16 protein-coding genes are annotated in these 15801 nt (G+C 67.5%); 6 read left to right on the top strand and 10 right to left on the bottom strand.

Going from position 1 to position 15801, the window contains the following annotated elements:
• Window positions 1–86 precede the first annotated feature (86 nt).
• The 7 genes from Ssi02_RS15540 to Ssi02_RS15510 are packed head-to-tail and all read right to left on the bottom strand — an operon-like array spanning window position 87 to window position 7042.
• Window positions 87–998: a 2-hydroxy-3-oxopropionate reductase gene (locus tag Ssi02_RS15540; RefSeq protein ID WP_204026131.1), complete on the bottom strand. Its 912-nt coding sequence runs from the start codon at window positions 996–998 to the stop codon at window positions 87–89.
• A complete protein-coding gene (locus tag Ssi02_RS15535) occupies window positions 995–1804 on the bottom strand; it encodes a hydroxypyruvate isomerase family protein (protein WP_307825676.1) in 810 nt (269 codons plus the stop codon). The genes Ssi02_RS15540 and Ssi02_RS15535 overlap by 4 nt, the downstream gene beginning before the upstream one ends.
• A 47-nt stretch (window positions 1805–1851) precedes the next feature.
• The gene (locus tag Ssi02_RS15530; protein WP_204026130.1) at window positions 1852–3105 is read right to left on the bottom strand and encodes a pyridoxal phosphate-dependent decarboxylase family protein; all 1254 of its coding nucleotides are present in this window, start codon (window positions 3103–3105) and stop codon (window positions 1852–1854) included.
• Window positions 3102–3881 carry an amino acid ABC transporter ATP-binding protein gene (locus Ssi02_RS15525; protein ID WP_204026584.1) on the bottom strand — a complete coding sequence of 260 codons (780 nt, stop codon included), beginning with the start codon at window positions 3879–3881 and terminating at the stop codon, window positions 3102–3104. The genes Ssi02_RS15530 and Ssi02_RS15525 overlap by 4 nt, the downstream gene beginning before the upstream one ends.
• Window positions 3882–3886: 5 nt before the next feature.
• Complete coding sequence (locus tag Ssi02_RS15520; RefSeq protein ID WP_204026129.1) at window positions 3887–4792, bottom strand: amino acid ABC transporter permease; 906 nt, start codon at window positions 4790–4792, stop codon at window positions 3887–3889.
• Window positions 4785–5693 (bottom strand): ABC transporter substrate-binding protein, encoded by a 909-nt coding sequence (locus Ssi02_RS15515; RefSeq protein WP_204026127.1) that lies wholly within the window; start codon window positions 5691–5693, stop codon window positions 4785–4787. Before Ssi02_RS15515 ends, Ssi02_RS15520 begins: the two co-directional genes overlap by 8 nt.
• Before the next feature lie 47 nt (window positions 5694–5740).
• On the bottom strand, window positions 5741–7042 hold the full coding sequence (locus Ssi02_RS15510; protein ID WP_204026125.1) for a serine hydrolase domain-containing protein: 1302 nt from the start codon (window positions 7040–7042) through the stop codon (window positions 5741–5743).
• Window positions 7043–7421: 379 nt separating this feature from the next.
• Here Ssi02_RS15510 and Ssi02_RS15505 point away from each other — a divergent pair, with 379 nt between their 5' ends.
• Entirely contained in the window at window positions 7422–8111 is a 690-nt protein-coding gene (locus tag Ssi02_RS15505) for a GntR family transcriptional regulator (RefSeq protein WP_204026123.1), read from the top strand.
• Window positions 8112–8126: 15 nt separating this feature from the next.
• Here the strand turns inward: Ssi02_RS15505 and Ssi02_RS15500 are convergent, their stop codons facing one another.
• Complete coding sequence (locus Ssi02_RS15500; RefSeq protein ID WP_204026121.1) at window positions 8127–8852, bottom strand: TetR/AcrR family transcriptional regulator; 726 nt, start codon at window positions 8850–8852, stop codon at window positions 8127–8129.
• A gap of 105 nt (window positions 8853–8957) precedes the next feature.
• On the opposite strand from Ssi02_RS15500, the gene speB reads away from it, so the two are divergent.
• From speB to Ssi02_RS15475, 5 genes are all read left to right on the top strand, one after another.
• Window positions 8958–9974, top strand: a complete 1017-nt coding sequence (gene speB, locus Ssi02_RS15495; RefSeq protein ID WP_239128934.1) for an agmatinase — start codon at window positions 8958–8960, stop codon at window positions 9972–9974.
• A gap of 374 nt (window positions 9975–10348) precedes the next feature.
• Entirely contained in the window at window positions 10349–10585 is a 237-nt protein-coding gene (locus tag Ssi02_RS15490; RefSeq protein WP_239128933.1) for a heavy-metal-associated domain-containing protein, read from the top strand.
• A 116-nt stretch (window positions 10586–10701) separates the two neighbouring features.
• The gene (locus Ssi02_RS15485; RefSeq protein WP_204026116.1) at window positions 10702–12123 is read left to right on the top strand and encodes an MFS transporter; all 1422 of its coding nucleotides are present in this window, start codon (window positions 10702–10704) and stop codon (window positions 12121–12123) included.
• A 130-nt stretch (window positions 12124–12253) separates the two neighbouring features.
• A complete protein-coding gene (locus Ssi02_RS15480; protein ID WP_204026115.1) occupies window positions 12254–12847 on the top strand; it encodes a hypothetical protein in 594 nt (197 codons plus the stop codon).
• Between the two features lie 109 nt (window positions 12848–12956).
• Window positions 12957–13481 (top strand): NUDIX hydrolase, encoded by a 525-nt coding sequence (locus Ssi02_RS15475; protein WP_204026114.1) that lies wholly within the window; start codon window positions 12957–12959, stop codon window positions 13479–13481.
• Window positions 13482–13531: 50 nt separating this feature from the next.
• Here Ssi02_RS15475 and Ssi02_RS15470 read toward each other — a convergent pair whose 3' ends face one another.
• On the bottom strand, window positions 13532–14119 hold the full coding sequence (locus Ssi02_RS15470; protein WP_204026113.1) for a histidine phosphatase family protein: 588 nt from the start codon (window positions 14117–14119) through the stop codon (window positions 13532–13534).
• Between the two features lie 109 nt (window positions 14120–14228).
• Window positions 14229–15801 (bottom strand): pyruvate, phosphate dikinase (locus tag Ssi02_RS15465; RefSeq protein ID WP_204026112.1); only part of this gene is annotated, 1573 nt, incomplete at its 5' end.

The following is a 15801-nucleotide window of genomic DNA, read 5'->3' as shown; positions in this document are numbered from 1 at the left end:
GCATTCCACATACCACGGGGAACGCCGGCGAACCGTCCTCGGCATGTCCTCGCTGGACGAACTTCTATCCGACGTCATCAGGTGATCTAGGCCGGTGGGGCTCCGAGGGCGTTCAGCTCGTTGCGCCGGCCGGACAGCGACTCGACCTGAAGCAGAAGCGCCGAATGATCCAAGGACCCGCCACCTTGCGCGCGGAGCGAGGCGATCAGGCCCGCCACATGGGTTCCGAGCGGGAGTGACACTCCCGCCTCGCGGGCGGCGGCCAGGACGATGCCGAGGTCCTTGTGGTGCAGGTCGACACGGAAGCCGGGGGCGAAGTCGCGGGCGAGCATCGCGGGCGCCTTGCGCTGGAGTACGGCATTGCCGGCGAGGCCGCCCGCGAGCACACGCACCGCCGCGCCGAGGTCCACTCCGCGGGCGTCCAGGAAGACGAGGGCCTCCGACACGAGTTCGATGGTTCCCGCGACGATGAGCTGGTTGGCCGCTTTGACCGTCTGACCGGCGCCTGCGGGGCCGACGTGCACGATGGTGGAGCCCATGGCCCGCAGCACGGGGAGGGCGGATTCGTAAACCTTCTCGTCGCCGCCCACCATGATGGACAGGGCGCCCTCGACGGCGCCCGCCTCGCCCCCGCTCACCGGGGCGTCCAGGGCGCGGATGCCGCGTGCTTGGGCCGCCGCCGCGACCGCCCGGCCGGTCTCCGGGTGCACGGTGCTCGCGTCGATGAGCAGCGCGTCGTGCCGCGCGGCCTCAAGGACGCCACCCTCTCCCAGCACGACGGCTTCGACGTCGGGGCTGTCGGGGAGCATGGTGACGATCACATCGGCGTCGCGGACGGCCTCGGCGACGGAATCCGCCCGCCGCCCGCCCCGCGCTACAAGGGCGTCCGCCCGTGCCGGGGAACGGTTGTAGCCGATGACGTCGAATCCGGCTTTCACCAGGTTGTGGGCCATCGGCGCACCCATGACGCCGAGACCGATGAACGCGACGACGGTCATGCGAGTTCCTTCCATGCGGCGAAGTCGAGGTTCTCAAACGGGTCGGCGCCGGAGTGTGTGTATTCGAGGGCGACCGGGCCGTCGTAACCGGCGGCGCGCAGTGCGGCGACCCATTTCACCAGTGGCAGCTCACCCGAGCCGGGAACACCGCGACCTGGCGCGTCGGCGATTTGCACGTGGCCGACCACCGCGGAGTGCTGTTGGATCACACCTGCGATGTCGTCTCCGTTGACCGCCAGGTGGTAGAGATCCAAAAGCAGTGCGCGATTGTCCTGCCCGGCCGCCGAGACACGGTCGAGGACGGACAGGGCGTCCGCGGCGGTGCGCAGCGGATAACGCTCCGCACCGCTCACCGGCTCGATCAGGAGAATGCCGCCGATCTCGGAGACACGCCGGGCGCAGGCAAGCAGGTTCGCGACGGCGAGTTCGTCTTGCTTCTCCGGTTCGACGCCGTCGAGGCGGTTGCCGTACAGCGCGTTGAATCGGCGGGTGCCAAGGCGTTTGCCGAGCGCCAAGGCGACCTCGGTGCTCGCCCGGAATTCGGCTTCGCGTCCTGGCCACGACACGATGCCGCGGTCTCCGCCGCCCATGTCGCCGGCGAAGAGGTTCAGTCCGGTCAGCGTGAGCCCGGACCGCTCGATGGCGCACGCGAAAGCGTCGACCTCGGCCTCACTCGGCGTCGCGGTCTCGAACGGCCACCAGAACTCGACGGCGGTGAAACCGGCCCGGGCGACCGCGGCGAGTCGTTGTTCGACGGGACGGTCCTTCAGCATGATGGAGCAATTGACCGCCGGTGTTCGTGTCACTGTGCCTCCACGGCAGAAAAACTGATCGGTCCGTAAGGGGCCACGCGTCAGTCTCCGTATGTGAACGCGGTCGTCGCCCTCGGTCCTTCGCCGCGCACCTGGGCGACGGCTTCCCGCAGGTCGTGAAGGAAAGGGTCGACGATGTGTTCCATGTGCGGGCTGAGCAGGATGTGCAGCGACGGCGGGGCGAGCGCTGTCGAGACGTCCCACGCGCGCTCGAGCATCGCCGAGGAAACCGACTCCAGGTCCACCTCGGGTTCGGGGAAGACCACCAGGATCCCCGCCTCGGGAGGGAGATCGACGCGGAGCCCGTCGATCCGTTCGATTCCCTCGGCCAGCCGGCGCGCGCTGCGGTGGATGCTCGCGGCGGCCCGGACGTATCCTTCACGGCCGAGCGTGCGCAGAGTGGTCCAGGCCGCCGCGATCGTGCTTCCCGGCCGGGAGCCGGCGAAGCCGATCCGCTGATAACCGCGGTACGGCCAGCCCGGTTCGGGAAGCGTGTAGGTGTGCAGGCTCTGCAGGTCGCGGTGGCGCACGGAGAATGTGGAGATGCCGTTCAGGCAGAGACCGAACTTATGCAGGTCTGCCGACACCGACCAGACGCCCGGGATGTCGAGTGAGAATCGCGGAGTGGCGGGGTCCACCTCGCGGAGGGCACCGAGCAGGAATCCACCGACGCAGGCGTCGACGTGCATCCACACCTCGGAGTCCGCCGCCATCCGGGAGAGTTCCTCGATCGGGTCGATGACGCCTTGGGGATAGGACGGTGCCGACCCGGCGACGAGGATCGTGTTCTCGTCGACGCTTTCCCGCATGCGCGACGGAACTGCACGGAACTCGGCGTCGACCTCGATGCGCCTGACGTCCACGCCGAGCTCGTCGCCCGCCTTGTCGAACGACGGGTGCCCGGTCATCGGAATGACGATGTTCGGACGTGTTATGCCCATCGCCCTGCCGCGGGCGCGGGCGCCCTTCACCGCGAGGAAGTTGCTTTCCGTGCCGCCCATGGTGAGCGTGACGGCCCCGTCCTCCGGGACGTGCAGGATCTCTCCCACCATCTCACGCAGCTCGCGTTCGACGCGCTTGAGTGAGGGGAGAGCGTTCATGGAGAACAGGTTCGTGTGGGCGAACATCGACTGGGCGGAGCGCGAGGCGAGGTAGGCCTCATCGGGATAGGCGGGCCAGTAACGCTCGAACACCCCGCGTTCGTAGGGCATCTCTCCCGACTGATATTCGCTGAGCTCCTGCTCCAGGGTGCGCCAGGGGATGCCCTGCTCGGGGAATACGCCGCCACTCTTCATTTCTTCTCCGTTCCTGCCGAGTGGTCCGCCCAATGCGCGAGAAAGGCTCGCGTGCTCGCGTGTGCGGGGTGGTGGAAGACGACCGACGGTGGCGCGTCCTCGACGATCACACCGTCGTCCATCATTACGACGCGGTCGGCCGCCTTGCGCGCGAAGCCCAGCTCGTGGGTCACCACGATCATGGTCATGCCGTCGTGGGCCAGGTCGAGCATGACGGCCAGCACCTCGGCCACGAGCTCGGGATCCAGCGCTGACGTGGGCTCGTCGAACAACATCAGCTTTGGGTCCATGGCGAGCGCTCGTGCGATGGCGACGCGCTGCTGCTGACCGCCTGAGAGCTGGTTGGGATATAGATGTGCCTTATCCGCGAGGCCGACCCGGTCGAGCAGGTCCATGGCCCGGCTTCGGGCCTGGCCCGCGGCGAGCCTGCGCACACGTGCCGGGGCGAGCGCCACGTTCTCCCAGGCCGTCAGGTTCGCGAAGAGGTTGAACCTCTGGAACACCATCCCTATCTCGGACCGGCGCCGCGCGATTTCACGTTCACGGATCTCGAACAACCTGTCGCCCCGGCGTTCATATCCGATGTATCGCCCGTCGATGAGGATCTGGCCGCCGTCGATGGTCTCAAGGTGGTTGACGCACCTGAGCAGCGTGCTTTTTCCGGAGCCGGACCGGCCGAGGAGGCAGACGACGGAGCCGCGCTCCACACGCAGGTCAACCCCTTTGAGGATCTCGGTGGTGCCGAACCGCTTACGGACGTCGATCACTTCGAGCATGCTGCTCACGCTCGCCTCGCTTCCCTGCGCGATGTGCTCCGCACTGTGCGCCCGGGCGCGAGCCGGCGTTCAAGTGCCCATTGCCCCGCGGTGAGAATCGAGGTGAGAGCGATGTACCAGATGCTCACCACGATCAAGAGCTCGATGACGTGGAAATTGCGTGAGTAGATCGTCTGCGCCGTGGTGAGCAGATCGGAGCCGGAGATGACGGACACGAGTGCGCTGGTCTTGAGCATCGTGATCACCTCGTTTCCCGTCGGGGGCACGATCACCCGCAGGGCCTGCGGAAGCACGATCGCGCGCAACGTCTGACCCTTCGTCATGCCGACGGCGAGCGCGGCCTCGCTCTGTCCGGGATCCACGGCCACGAGCCCCGCACGAACGATCTCCGCCATATAGGCGCCGGCGTTGAGCCCGAGCCCGAGGAGCGCGGCGGTGAAGCCGGTGATGACGGTGTTCGTCTCGACGACCCACACCTCCGCGACGAGGGGGACGGGCAGGCCGATGGTGGGGAACAGCAGGCCGAGGTTGTACCAGAAGATGAGCTGCACGAGCACAGGCGTCCCGCGGAACGCCCAGATGTATCCGCGGGCGAGGTAGGCGAGCACCGGGTTGTCGGAGCCGCGGAGCACGGCGGTGACGACGCCGAGCACGATGCCGATGAGCATCGACGCGACGGTCAGGAGGATGGTGACGCCGACGCCGCGCAGGATCGCGGGGGCGGTGAGATGCTCGGCGACGACACCCCACTTGATGTTCGGGTTCACCGCCAGGGCATAAAGGAAGAGGGCGAGAGCGGCCAGGACGGCGAGCCCGAGCGGGATCCTGCCCCAATGGCGGAGAGGGACGATCCGGAGGTCCGATGACCGCTCACCTCGTTTCGGCGCGTCGGTCGTCACGGTGTCAGCCATCGCCGTTGATCACCGCTGCCGGGACGGCGCCGTCTTCGAGGTCATACCGCTCAAGGAGGGTCTTGTATTCCCCCGAGTCGATCAGCGACTGCAGCGCCGCTTTGATCGCGTCTCTCAGTTTCGTGTCCTGCGCGGGGACCGCGATGCCGATGTGCGAACCCGGCGCCTCGATCGGCTCGCCCACGATTTTGAAGTCGGCGGGCGCGTTCTTCACCAGGTAGCTCGCGTTGGGTACGTTTGTGATCGCCGCGTCGGCACGCCCTGATTTCAGCTGTGTCTGTTTGTCGGTCGCCGCGGGCAACTGGACGATGTTGACCGGGGCCTTGCCTGCGGCGGCACACTCGGCGTTCGGGGCTTCCGCCGTACGGCTTTCCGTGACCGCCCCCTTCTGCACCACGACGGTGCGCCCGCACAGGTCGGAGAAGGACGCGATGCCGGCCGGGTTCTTCGCGGAGACCATGAGCACCGCCCGGTCCTCGAAGTAGTCGATGAAATGAACCTTGTCGTAGCGTTCTTTGAGGTCGCTGATGAACGCCATCGCGATGTCGTAGCGCCCGGCGACCAGACCGGGAATGATCGCGTCGAACTCGGTGACGTTCACGAACTTCATCTCCACGCCCAGCTGTTTACCGAGCGCGGCGCCCAGGTCGGGGTCGAAGCCGATGATCGTCTTATTGTCCTCGGACATGTACTCGATGGGCGGGTAGGTGGCGTTGGTGGCGACGACCACGCTGCCCGCTTTGGCGATCTTCTCCGGCAGGAGATGGAAATAGGGGGCCTTGGCGTCGGCTTTCGCGGGTTTCGCTTGATCCTGGGTTCCGCATCCCGCGATCGCCAGCGCCATCGCGATCGACATGACCGGCGCGGCGACCCGGGTTCTATTCCGCTTCCATTTCCACATGGCTCTCCTCGTCGTGCTTGATTCCATGTGATGACGTAAAACTGAGTTCAGACGCCTGCGCGCTCGGCCACGTCGAACACGAGGTCGTCTATTCCGCCCGGAAAACGTGACACATTGCTGATCGCGACAACCGTTGCCTGGGTTTTGGGGAGGACGAGGGCAAACGTGTTGGTGCCGAGGTCGCCACCGCCGTGAACCCAGCCGTCCGGGCGCCGGGAGGAAACTCCCCAACCGAGTCCCTGGCCGTGGTCGGCGGTTCCCTGGCCCTCACCCGCCTGCAAAGTGAACGCCGCCGTGACGGCGCTCGGGCTGAGCACCCGCCGACCCCCCGGCAGAGCGCCGCCGTTCGCCCACATCGCGCTGTATTTCGCGAGGCTGAGCAATGAAGTGCGCATGCCTCCGTCGGCGAAGACGTCATACGTGTAGCGGGCGTACTCCACGAAGCCTTTTACCTCGGGACTTCCTTCGAGGCGTGAGTAGAGATACTCGTAGTCGAAGTCAAGACCGTTGTGCACCTTGCCGTCGACGACGGCGGCGTAGCCGAGGGCCGGTTCGGTGTCCGCGTCGGCGAGCCGGAATCCGCTGTCGCCGATCGCGAGCGGTTTGAGGAGGGCCGCCCTCATCTTGTCGTGCACGTCGCGTCCGGTGACGTGCTTGATGACATCCGTCATCGGTTGCCAGGCGAGATTGCTATAGCTACGGACCTGCCCGGGACGGGCGTCGCGGAGCCAGAAACCGGTTTCCGGGGGATAGACGTAATGGCGGGCGTGATTCCGCTGCGCGAGACAGCGCCGCGCCCACTCACCATCCCGAGCGGGGAGATCTCCGGCCCGGTAGCTGTCGGCGTAAGGTCCCGGTTCTGGGCCTACCTCCGCGAGGCCGCTGGTGTGGCTCAGCATCATCCGCAGAGTGATCGGCACAGCGGAGAAGAACGGGCTGCGCAGTTTATAGGGCAGATAGTCGTTGACATCGGCGTCAAGGTCGATCAGTTGCTTGTCTACGAGAGTCAGGACAAGCGTCGCCATGTAGGTCTTGGTGATGGAGGCGATGTTGTGAGTGGTCTGAAGGGTGAATGGCCGCCCGGCTCGTAGATCGCGCTGACCGTACGCGCGGGCCCAAACGATCCTCCCCTGCTTGGTTATCGCGAGAGCGCACCCAGGAACTTTCGCGAAATTTCCAAGCCGTGCTGCCACAAGTCGCTCTACCTCGGGAAGGTCGGGGCCGACCGAGGTGGGGCCGTCGCGGCGCACTTGATGGCCTTGGGAGAGTGGTCGCGATCCGGTGCCGGCGGCTACTACAGATGCGCTTCCCGCGCCGGCGATGAATTGAAGTGCTGAACGACGGTTCATGCTTTCTCCTCGGTCGGTGATCGGCCGTTGGCGTACGGTGACCACCGGATTAATGCGGTGAAACAAAGTCGATCGGAAAGCCCGGACGGCGATGTCACCCCGTAAGAGGCGGTTGGTTTTGGATCGTTCCACCCAGGGGCGCCTGGGTGGCCTGTCTATGCTGGGGCCCGCGTCTTGGCGGCAGGGGTCGGCGAGCGTGGTTTCGGGGGAGTGGGGGAGGGTGGGGGCCGGCGGGGAGCGGGCCGGATGTCGGTGCCTGTGCCGGTTTGGCCTCGCTGCCCTAGGTCGGGACCTCTTGGGTGCGCAGGGCGACCAGGTGTTTGCCCGGAGTGATTGTGCAACAATATTGATGAGCGTAATTGTGTGTCAAGATGTCGCTATGACATCTCGCGACTCGACGGCAGCAAGCGCTGCCGAGCTCATCGCAGAGGACCTCCGCGAACGTCTCCTGCGGCTGGAGCTCTACCCCGGAAGCCCGCTTCGCGAAATTGATCTTTCTGAGCGATACGCAGCGAGCAGGCACACCGTCCGGGCCGCCCTCGCACTCCTCGAAGCCGAAGGCGTGCTTGTGCACGACCGTCATCGCGGCGCGCGGGTGCGCGAGTTCGATGCGTACGACGTCAACGACGCCTTCGACCTGCGCGAGGCGTTGGAGATCGAAGCCGTCCGCCTGATCTGCCGCCGACGGCCGTCGCTCGACGGGCTGAGAGCCGCGGTCGATCACCTTGACCGGCTGGAGGCGGTTGAACGGGAAGCTCCATCGCCGAGCGTGATCTGGGAGACCATGCGGGCCGATCGCGTCGTGCATCGCGCGCTCATCGAGACGACCAGGAGCACGCGCCTGTTACGCGCCTACGTCGGCATCGACATGGAGATCGCATACTGCTTCGCACTCTGCCGCGTCACGTCGATGTCGCCCGACAAGCAGGAACATCGGCGCCTCCTTGACGCCCTTGAGGCGGCCGACGAAGCAGCCGCGCTGGACATCCTCATTCCCCACATCGACGACGCGCGTGCGCAGTGCCTTACGGCGGTGCGACCGCCGAGACTCGGTGGCGCCGGCTCCTGACTCCGCGACCGATGATTACGCGTCGCCTGGTCGCGAAGCCGGGGCGCGTGGGGCGCGGCGGCGGGGGCTCGGCCGGCCGGGGGATGTGCGAGGTGGAGGGGGGCCCGGGTCGGGGAGGGGCTGAAAGGGGAGTTCGCCGTCGAAGCCGACGGCGAGGGTGAGCTGGCGGGCGCCCAGGCGGCGGGCGTCGGTGAGGGCGAGGCCGCCCGGGTCCGTGAGGAGCCACCTCGTCAGGCCGTCGAGGAGGGCCATGGCCGTGACGGCGACCTCGCCCGGTTCGCAGTCGCGGAAGTCGCCGGTGCGCAGGCCGTCCTCGACGGTGGAGATGAGCGGGGCCTGAACCCGGCGGCGCAGTACGGCGAGGGCGGCGGCGAGGTCCTCCGACCCGGTGGAGCGGATCTCCAGCTCGGCCCAGAGGCGGGCTTCGAGGATGTCGTCGTGGGTGAGCGGCAGCAGGAAGTCGATCAGGTCGGCGAGGCGCTTCGCCGGGGTGTCGCGGCCGGAGTTCCGCATGCCGCGCTGCAGCCGGATCTCGGCGCGGGTGAGCGAATAGGCGAGCGCGTCGGTCAGCAACCGGTCGCGGACGGCGAAGTGATAGTGCACCAGCGCGGTCGACACCCCCGCGCGGGCGGCGATGTCGGCGATGCGCACGCCGTCGAAGCCGTCCCTGGCGATGAGTTCGACTGCCGCCTGGAGGATGCCCTCCCTGCCGCCGCGTGTGCCGGTGCTGGTTGTGCTCACGGCTTGGATCCTGTCACACCCACTTGCCCTGGCCCGACGCCTGACTTTAAAGTCAGGCCATCTAGCCCTGACTTTAACATCAGGGACTTGCGCGAGGAGAACCCCATGAGCCGCTACGGAGCGATGTTCGGCCCCGACATCACGTTCCTCGGAATCGACCCCTGCACACTCGACGACCCCGCCACATACCGGGACGCCGATGTGGTGATCGTCGGCGCCCCGTTCGACGGGGGCGTGAGCCACCGGCCGGGCACCCGGTTCGGTCCGTCGGCGATCCGATCGGCCGACTACCTCGCGCATGACGGGTCGCGCCCGTCGCTGTCGATGCGTGTGGACGCGCTGCGGGACCTGCGGGTGCTGGACGCCGGCGACGTGGAGATGTTCGCCGGGGACATCGAGGGCAGCATCACCGCCGTCGAGGAGGCCGTGGCCACGATCGCGGCCTCCGGCGCCATCCCGGTCGTGCTGGGCGGCGACCACACCATCGCGCTGCCTGACATCACCGGCGTGGCCCGGCATCACGGCATGGGCCGGGTCTCGGTCATTCACTTCGACGCGCACGCCGACACCGGGCACATCGAGTTCGGGCACCTGCACGGCCACGGACAGCCGATGCGCCGCCTGCTGGAATCCGGCGCCGTCCGCGGTGACCGATTCCTGCAGATCGGCCTGCGTGGTTACTGGCCCGATCCGGACACACTGGACTGGATGGCCGACCAGCACATGCGCTCATACGAGATGAGCGAGATTGTCACCCGCGGCCTGCAAGAGTGCATGGACGAGGCCATGGCCATCGCGCTCGACGACTGTGACGGGGTGTTCCTGTCGGTGGACGTCGACGTGGTCGACCCCGGCATGGCCCCCGGCACCGGCACCCCCGAGCCCGGGGGGCTGACCTCCCGCCAACTGCTGGACACCGTACGCCGCCTGGCCTTCGAACTCCCCGTCGTGGGCATGGACGTCGTCGAGGTCTCCCCTCCTTACGACCATGCCGACATCACCGCCTTCCTCGGCAACCGGATCGTCCTCGAAGCACTGTCGGGCCTGGCGGCCCGCCGCCGCGGGGACACCTGGCAGCCGGCCCGGCCGCTGCTCGACGGACGAGGTACGGCTACGCCCTGATCACGACGTTGTGTGCCGTGCTTCGCCGTACTGATTCGGCGGAGGAGCGGGCGCCCTTCGACGAGGTTGTGCGGCGCCCGCCTGCCGGTGTACGGCGGAGCCGGCATGACGCCCTGATCAGGCAGGGCCTTTGGTTGCGACATCGAGGTCAGGTGGCTCGGCCGCCTGGCCTCGATGTCGTGGTCCCGGCGTGGCGACGGCGACCGACTTTTCCAACTCTGGACGGACCTCCTGCTCCCTGATCGAAAGAGGCGATACCGATGGGGTTTGCAAACCCCCTAGGGGTATGTTACAGATATACCCCCGAAGGGTATGACTTTTAGGAGGACTACATGTGCACGGCATGTGCGTGCGGAACCGGAGACGCCGCGCCGGTGACAGTCGCCACGAACGAGGGGACTGACCGGAGCGTGTTCGCGGTGAGCGGCATGACCTGCGGCAGCTGCGTCTCGTCCGTCTCGGCGGCGATCGGCAAGGTGGACGGCGTGTCCGGTGTGGACGTCGAGCTGTCCACCGGCGCGGTCACCGTCAGCGGGACGGGCTTTACCGACCAGGAGATTCGCGACGCGATCGAGCGCGCGGGTTACCAGCTGTCCGGGACCGGGTCCTAGGAAAGTGAATGGTGGGCGTGCATTGCCCTGCACGCCCACCTTGGGGCCGGTCTGTTGTTGAACTTCCCCAGACCCCTAAGTCGCATCATATGGTGCGAGGAATCAGGAGTGCGGCGATGAATGCCGTCAATCCCCGCAGGTGGTGGGCACTCGTTGTGCTCGCCGCCGCACAGTTCATGGTCATCATGGACACCTCGATCATCGGTGTCGCGCTACCGGAGATGCAGCGCGACCTCGGCTTCACTCAAAGCGGCCTGCAGTGGGTGTTCAACGCCTACGTGATCGCCTTCGGCGGTCTGCTGCTGCTCGGCGGCCGGCTGTCCGACCTGTTCGGCGCCCGCAAGATCTTCACCACCGGCTGGATCGTCTTGATCGCCGGCTCGGTGATCGCCGCAGCCGCAGGAACGGCCTGGGTGGAGATCCTCGGCCGGGCGGTGCAGGGTGTCGGCGGCGCGCTGATCGCCCCCGCCGCGATGACCCTGCTCATGATGCTCTTCGGCCACAACCAGCGCGAGCTCGGCAAGGCCATGGCACTGTACGGCGCAGCCGCGCCGGCCGGTGGCACCGCGGGCGTCTTCCTCGGCGGCGTCATCACCGAATACCTGAGCTGGCCGTGGGTGTTCATCGTCTACATCCCCATCGGCCTGGCCACCCTCGCCGCCGTCCCGGCGCTGCTGCCCGCGGTGCAGGGCAGGCGCGGCTCGGTCGACGTGCTCGGCGCCGCGGCGGTCACCGCCGGCATCGCGCTGGCCGTGTTCGCCATCGTCCAGGCGCCCGAACAGGGCTGGGGCTCGGCCGCCACCCTGCTGGAGCTGGCCGGCGCGGTCGTGCTTCTCGCGGTGTTCCTGCTCATCCAGCGTGCCGTCAAGCAGCCCATCATGCCGCTCGGCATCTGGCGCACCCCCGGCCTCGCCACCGCGAACCTCGCCATGGCGCTGCTCGGCGCGGCGTGGATCCCGATGTGGTACTTCCTTAACCTCTACCTCCAGCAGGTCCTCGGCTACGGCGCCTTCCCCAGCGGCGCGGCGCTGCTGCCGATGACCATCGCGGTCATGATCTTCATGATCGGCATCACGGCCCGCCTGCTCGGCCGCTTCGGCGCCAAGCCGCTCATCGTGCTCGGCCTGCTGGTGCTGGCCGTGGGCGTCGCAGGACTGGCCCTCGCCCGGCCGGGCGGCACCTTCGCCGTGGACGTCCTCCCGGCCAGCCTTGTGGCGGCGGTCGGCATGTCGCTGGCGTACATCCCCGCCATGATGTCGGCGATGTCCGGCGCACGCCCGGAGGACGCCGGCCTGGCCTCGGGCATCGTCAACACCACCTACAACGTGGGTTCGGCCCTCGGTCTGGCGGTCATGACGGCGATCGCCATGTCTCAAGGGGCCGCCGAGCTGGGCGACGTCGTGAAGCTCACCGACGGCTTCCAGGCGTCGTTCGTGGGCGCGGCCGTGGTCGCCCTCGTGGGTGCCGCACTCGCGCTGGTGCTGATGCGCAAGCCGGCGCCTGCCCCTCAGGAGGAGGCGGCGGCGGGGCGCGCCTGATTTCATATCCGGGACAGGGCACAGCTCTGTCCCGGATATACCCTAAGGGGGTATAGTGTTTCGAGCAAATAAATATAGGGAGTCTGTGACTCAGATGCAAATCTCCCGATATTTAGCTACGATGGCGGCTATGACAGACCAATCGCAGAGTGCGATGCCCCCGCCGATCGACTCCGAGGGGCATCACCACCACGCTCGGATCGGATCGTGGTCGATCCTGTGCACCTGGGACGAGGCGCGAAAGAAGTCCGGCCCCTCGCAAATGGTCATCACCGCGGCCCCCGACGGCGATCCCCAGGAGATCGCCAAAGGCATCACCCCCGGCGTGCTACGCGCCATCCCACTGGGCGACCTCATCAAGGAGCAGCGGATGACGGTTCAAGACGCCACCGCCACACTCAGGGAGGCCGGCGTCAAGGCGGCCGCCCAGGTCAAACGCATGGTTGACGACAACCCGCGCCCCGGCAGGGCCGGACGCCCCCCGGTCTTCTACGCGATCGTCGCCTCCGCCTACACCTGCGCCCTGGTCGCCCAGGAAGAACGCCCGGTGGCCTGGCTCGCCGAGCAGATCGGCGCCGACCGTAAGACGGTGGAAAACTGGCTACGGCTGGCCCGGGAGGAATACGGCATGCTCTCTCCGGCCACACACGGCGTCGCCGGGGGCGTCATGACCCCCAAGGCCGAACAGGTGCTCCGGGAGGCCGCCGACGTGCCCGCCCAGTGACGGACGCATGCGCGTGAAATGCGCAATGGTCTTTCGATTGCCTTGTCGAAGCCGAGAGGCCGCTGCTCGGTTGTAGTCTGTCGTGTGACGGACAAGGTGGGAGCGCAGCATGCTTTGGAAAGTCAGGTCGGAGAAACCGCTATACACCGATGAGTGGTTAAATATCCGGCTCGCCGAAGTAGAGCTGCCAGACGGCACAAATTTAAGCCACCGCATCATTCGCACTCCCGCGGGAGCGGGCGCGACTGTGGTAAACGACGAGAACAGTGTGCTGATGATCTGGCGTCATCGGTTCATCACCGACTCCTGGGGATGGGAGATTCCGATCGGCAGGGTCGAGGCCGGTGAATCGCCGATCGACGCCGCAGCGCGTGAGGTGGAGGAGGAGACCGGCTGGAGACCGGGACCCCTCCGTAAGCTGCTCTACACGCAACCGACCAATGGCATCTCCGATGCGGCGCACCACATTTTCCGCGCCGATACCGCGACGCACCTGGGTCCGCCTTCTGAGAAGTGGGAGGCCGACCGGGTTGAATGGGTCCCGCTGGCCGATATTCCTTCCCTGATCGCAAGCCGGTCCATTGTGAGTGGGACTACTTTGGCGGCTCTGCTCTATCTGATGGTCGCCGGTTAAGCGAATAAAAGTCTCCGAGAGATTTCCCGTTGCCCGTCCGGCCCCGGCTCTTATGGCCGGACGCCGGGGCCGAACCCCGTCCAGCGCAGGTCGGGCGGGAGGTGGCCCATGTCGTTGTACAACAGCACGGTCGGCGCCGCCCCGCTGTAATACTCGATCGCGGTCAGCGCCGTGTTGCCGCAGCTCAACCCCAGCCACCGGGCCAAGGGCGCGCCGAGGGCGTCCCGCACCAGCCAGGCCACCTGATAGGCGTGGGTGACCAGGACCTCGTGGGTCTCGGTGTCGGCGGGGCGGGCGAACCGGTCGATCAGCGCGTTCGCGAGACGTGTGCCCGCAGCCGCTTCCGCGGGGTCGTATCCGTCGAAGAACCCCGCCCACGCCGGCGGGATGTCGTCCGGCACATGAGGCACGTGGTCGATCAGTTCGGCCGCCTCCCGCACAGGAGCGTTCGGCAGGTATTCGCCGATGATCTCCGCCGAGCGTGCCGCCCGGGACAGGGGCGAATGCCAGATCGCGTCGATCGGCAGGCCGGCGAGCCGATCCGCCACCAGTTTCGACTGCTGCCGCCCCACGTCGGTCAGTTCGCCGAACGTGTTGGCCGCGCCGTGCCTCACCACGTGCAAATGCCGAGTCGCCATCAGGACTCCCATATAACTAGAGATCGAATTCAGACTTCGCGCCTCACGGCGTCATTCCGCTCGGCTCCGCCGTACAAAGGGCGACCGTCAGGGCTCCGCCGTACGAGCGTCACCGGTGCCGGGAGTCGTGCCCGAGCGCGGTGTGGGCCGAGGTGAGGCGTTGGACCTCATCTCGTCCGGATCGGTCGCCCGACACGTCGTCGGCCCATTCGAGTAGCCGGCGCAGGGGGCCGTCTGCCGTGTTTGTGGTGATGGGAGGGCTGCCGAGGGCGACCTCACCGCTGGTCCCGTCGATGGTGACGAGGGTGCCCTCACCGATGGTGTGCTCACCGGCTCTTATCGAGGTGACGTCGACGACGAGGTCGGTAACGCCCACGACGGCGGGTTTGCCCATCGCCCGTGCGACGACCGCGGCGTGGCTGACCGGGCCGCCCCGTGCGGTGACGATTCCGGCGGCGGCGGCCAGGCCGCGCATGTCGTGGGGGGAGGTCTCCGGGCGTACCAGGATGACCGGCCCGTCGGCCGACATGCGCACGGCCGCGTCGGTCGTGGTGGCCACCCTGCCGGCCGCGACACCGGGGCACGCTCCCACTCCCCGGGCCACGACATCGGCGGACGCCGCCATGCGCGGTGTGCGTACGTGCCGGAGGTGCTCTGGCGAGACCCTGACCAGTGCCTCCTGCCGTGTGATCACGCCCTCGTCGGCCAGGTCGGTCGCGACGCGGACGGCGGCGGCTCCGACGAACCGGCCGGAACGGACCTGCAACATCCACAACTCGCCGGCCTGGAAGGTGAACTCGACATAACACGCGTCGCGATAATGCTCCTCGACCCGGCTCAGGGCATCGACCAGGCCCGCCCACACAGCCGGTTCCCGATCGGCGAGCTCATGCAGGGGCCGGGTGAGCGACCGGCCTGACACGACTGCTTCGCCTTGATGGCCGAACAGGACTTCTCCGTACGGGATGTTCTCGCCGGTGTTGGGATCGCGGCTGAAGGCGACGCCGGTGCCGCTGTGGTCGTCGCGGTTGCCGAACACCATCGTCTGCACGATCGCCGCCGTGCCGAGATCGTGGGGAATGTCGTGGAGTTCGCGGTAGGTCCGGGCACGTGGCGTGTCCCACGACGAGAAGACGGTTTCGACTGCCATCTCCAATTGCCGGGTCGCGTCGTCCGGGATGGGCCTGCCGCATCGTTGCCGGATGAGCTGCTGCACCGCTTCCACGTCCCCGGCCGCCGGGCCGTCGACGTCGGTGCCGGTGAGCGCGGATGCGAAGCCGGTCAAGAACCGCAGTCGTGAGTTCGACGCGAACTGCGTGTCCCCGGTCTCGGCCGCCAATGCCGCCGTGGTCTCGGCGGTGAGCCCGAGGTTGAGGATGGTGTTCATCATGCCGGGCATCGACACGCCGGCCCCGGAACGGACCGACACGGTCAACGGCCTCTGTGCTCCGCCGAGCCGTCGCCCGGTCGCCGCCTCCAAGCCGGTTATGGCGGTCGCGAGTTCGGCGTCCAGTCCGTCGGGAAGACGACCGTCTCGCAGGAATGCCCGGCATGCCTCGGTGGTGACGACGAACCCGGGAGGCACCGGCAGTCCGAGACGGTGAAGCACCACGAGTCCATGTGCTTTGGCGCCCAGAATCTCCGCTGTCTCCGCGGTCCGCGCGGAGAGCGGCAGAATCCAC

The sequence above is a fragment of the Sinosporangium siamense genome (assembly GCF_016863435.1).
In the GTDB taxonomy this organism is placed as follows: Bacteria; Actinomycetota; Actinomycetes; order Streptosporangiales; family Streptosporangiaceae; genus Sinosporangium; species Sinosporangium siamense.
This window is presented reverse-complemented; position numbering and strand designations above follow the sequence as displayed.